This is a genomic window from Collinsella sp. HCP3S3_E5 (genome assembly GCF_052067635.1).
Taxonomy (GTDB): domain Bacteria; phylum Actinomycetota; class Coriobacteriia; order Coriobacteriales; family Coriobacteriaceae; genus Collinsella.
Genome location: NZ_JBQHQF010000054.1, coordinates 1 through 1018, shown reverse-complemented (window position 1 = coordinate 1018; position 1018 = coordinate 1). Strand labels below are relative to the sequence as shown.

Genomic DNA, 1018 nt, shown 5'->3' with positions numbered 1-1018 from the left:
AGGGCGAGGCTCCGGACGAAGCACTTAAGCGAAGCGAGTGAGCCCGAGGTCCCTAGAAAAACCCCTAGGCAGGCGCGTGCGCGCCCGTACCGCAAACCGACACAGGTGGGTGGGTAGAACATACCGAGGCGATCGGGTCAACCATGGTCAAGGAACTCGGCACAATGGCCCCGTAACTTCGGGAGAAGGGGTGCCCGCGCGTACGTGAACGGACTTGCTCCGGGAGCGGAGGCGGGCCGCAGTGGAGAGGCCCAAGCGACTGTTTACCAAAAACACAGGACTCTGCAGAAGCCGCAAGGCGACGTATAGGGTCTGACGCCTGCCCGGTGCCGGAAGGTCACGCGGAGGAGTTAGCCGTCTCGGCGAAGCCCCGAAGCCAAGCCCCGGTAAACGGCGGCCGTAACTATAACGGTCCTAAGGTAGCGAAATTCCTTGTCGGGTAAGTTCCGACCTGCACGAAAGGCGCAACGACTTGGGCGCTGTCTCGACCATGGACCCGGTGAAATTGCACTGGTCGTGAAGATGCGACTTACCCGCGGAAGGACGGAAAGACCCCGTGAACCTTCACTGCAGCTTGGCATTGGCCGCTGGTCCCGCGTGTAGAGGATAGGCAGGAGGCGAAGATCCGGAGGCGCCAGCCCCCGGGGAGCCGCCCTTGGAATACTGCCCTCGCGCGACCGGCGTCCTAACCCGAGGCCGTCAACCGGCTCGGGGACCGTGCCAGGCGGGCAGTTTGACTGGGGCGGTCGCCTCCTAAAGGGTAACGGAGGCGCGCGAAGGTCCGCTCGGGACGGTCGGCAACCGTCCTTTTGAATGCAAGAGTACAAGCGGGCTTGACTGCGAGGCCCACGAGCCGAGCAGGTGCGAAAGCAGGCTCTAGTGATCCGGCGGCCCCGAGTGGGTGGGCCGTCGCTCAACGGATAAAAGGTACTCCGGGGATAACAGGCTGATCTTGCCCAAGAGTCCACATCGACGGCAAGGTTTGGCACCTCGATGTCGGCTCATCGCATCCTGGGGC

Annotated in this window: 1 rRNA gene; it reads left to right on the top strand. The window is 63.4% G+C overall.

The features are described from left to right. Positions 1-1018 (top strand): 23S ribosomal RNA (locus tag ACTM82_RS08945); the annotation flags it as partial.